A 2275-nucleotide genomic window follows, 5' to 3' on the forward strand; every position below is an offset into this window, starting at 1 on the left:
GTCGACGACCACGACGGCGTCGGCGGCGATCGCCATTGCGGACATCCCGGTCAGGCTGCTGCGCCAGGACAACGCCGGCCCCGGCAGCGCGACGACCAGGGGCATGGCGGCGCTGTCGACGCCGTTTATCGCGACGCTCGACGCTGATGACCTGTGGCTGCCGACCAAGATCGAATTGCAGCTCGCGCATCTTGAACGATCTCCGCGAACGGCGGGCGTTTTCGCCCATGCCCGCAATTTCCGCCAGGACCGGCCCGATCTGCCGGAGGCGGGCACGACGCCCGGCTGGTTTCGCACGACGATGGTGATCCGCCGCGAGGTAGCCGAGGCGGTCGGGCCGATCGTCGATCCGCCGGGCGGCCGCGGCGAGATGATCGACTGGATCGCCAGGGCGCGCGAGGCGGGCTTCGTGCTCGACATGCTGGACGAGGTGCTGGCGCTCAGGCGCATTAGGCCCGGCAGCCTGTCCTATGGGCGCGACGCGCGCGACCGCGGCTATCTGGAGGTGGTCCGCGCCGCCATGCTGCGCCGCGCGCAGAACAGACCGGGCTCCGGCTGATGGCCAGGATACGTTCCATCGGCCGTCGCTTTCCCGACTATGGCTGGTCCTGGCCGACCGGCAAGCTCGACCAGTTGCTCAAGGCCGCGCTCCTGCCCGACGAGGACGCGGCCAGCCAGCACGCGGCGCGCTGGCTGGACGAAAACGATATCGACCTCGTCTCCTTCCGGGAGCACCGGCTGCTCGCCGCGATTTCCGACCGCTTCGGCCGCAAGCTCGCCGCCCATCCCGCCTATCCGCGTCTTGTCGGGCTGCAGAAGATGCTGTGGACCAAGTCGCGCCTGGCCATGCGCGAGGCCGAGCCGGCGCTGAAGGCAATGGTGGAGGCGGGCGCGCCGGTCATGCTGATCAAGGGCGCCAGCCGCATCGCCGTGAATGCCTCCGCGCAGCGTGGCCGCGTGGCGCACGACATCGACATATTGGTGCGCCCTCAGCACATGCGGGTTGCCTTCGACGTGCTGCGCGATCGCGACTGGCAGATCGCCAGTGGCGTCAGCCCGTCCTATCTTAGGACACGGCTGGCATCGCTGCGCTCGATGAATTTCTTCAAGGGCAATTTCGGCGACATCGACCTGCACCAGCTCGCCTATGACGGATCGCAGCAAAGCGCCGAGGATGACCTGGCGATCTGGCGGCGGGCGATCGCGGCGGAATTCAGCGGTGTCGGCGTCTTCGTGCCGTCGCCCGCCGACCGCATCGCGCTCGCCATCGCGCATGGTGGGCTCGATGCCCACACCCACAGCGACTGGCTCGTCGATTGCGCGGTGGCCATCCGCGGCGGCGACGCCGACTGGGATGTGTTCCTCGACGTGATCGCCAGGCGCGGCCTCGCCGTCGCCGCTGCGGTGGCGCTCTCCTATCTCGCGCTCGAGATCGGCATTCCGGTGCCTGAAACGGTGCTCGCCAGCACGATCGGCATGGCCGACCGCTCCGGCCTGTCGCGGCTGTCCTCAGTGCTGCAGGCCAAGCCGCGCACCGATTTCGGCGGGCTTACCTGGCTGTCGCGCGGCTTTGCCAAGCAGTTGCGGCTGAAGCGCAAGAGCGGCCGGTTGCGCCAGGACGAACCGGACGTCGTCTGGCGCGGCAGGCGGGTGGCCGGTAGGGCGAAGAGGCAATCATCGCCTTTCGTGATGTCGCAGGCAATCGACTGTCCCGACCCGGGCGGCGAGATCATGCTGGAGGTGACGGTCCGGATCGCCGTGCCGCCGGTGCGCCGCCGCATCGAGATGGAGATCAACGGCGATGGCCGGCATGTCGCCCGTTTGCGCGCCCTGGCGATCAGCCGCGCCGGCGGGGAACGGGTGCTGCGCTTTCGCGGCAAGGTGGCGCTCGACCCGACGGCGGGGCGCACGCTGGTGATCGAGGCGCGGCCATCCCGCCAGTTCCGCACCTGGGACGACGAGACCGCCGTCGCCACCTATGGCGCGCTGCCCTTCCAGCTCGTCTCGGCAAAGTTCTCGCCGGTTTCCTGACAACGACCTCCTCGCGGCCTGCTCAAACGCCGTAGCGTTCCGTGCGGATCAAGCCAGCCGGCACGTCGGCATCGATGAGCGCCTGGGCGGCGGCCGAGACGAAGGCATTCGAGCCGCAGACGAAGGCGAGAATCGGTGGCTTGGGCAGCCGCTCCATGGCCTGCACCATCATCGCGGCGTCGATGCGCCTGGAATAGTCCGAGGCTCGCTGGGCCGGCTCGCGCGTCAGCGTCAGCACCAAGGC

At 69.2% G+C, this 2275-nt stretch carries 2 protein-coding genes and 1 pseudogene; 2 read left to right on the forward strand and 1 reads right to left on the reverse strand.

Annotation, left to right across the window (positions count from 1 at the left end; all coding sequences use genetic code 11):
• On the forward strand, positions 1-559 hold a 559-nt coding region (locus EN742_RS32310; protein ID WP_148670420.1), incomplete at its 5' end, for a glycosyltransferase family A protein.
• Entirely contained in the window at positions 559-2031 is a 1473-nt protein-coding gene (locus tag EN742_RS32315) for a nucleotidyltransferase family protein (protein ID WP_189375697.1), read from the forward strand. The genes EN742_RS32310 and EN742_RS32315, both read left to right, overlap by 1 nt.
• Before the next feature lie 22 nt (positions 2032-2053).
• Here EN742_RS32315 and EN742_RS32320 read toward each other — a convergent pair.
• Positions 2054-2275: pseudogene (locus tag EN742_RS32320) on the reverse strand (oxidoreductase); the annotation flags it as partial.

Source organism: Mesorhizobium sp. M4A.F.Ca.ET.020.02.1.1 (assembly GCF_004022645.1).
GTDB lineage: Bacteria > Pseudomonadota > Alphaproteobacteria > Rhizobiales > Rhizobiaceae > Mesorhizobium.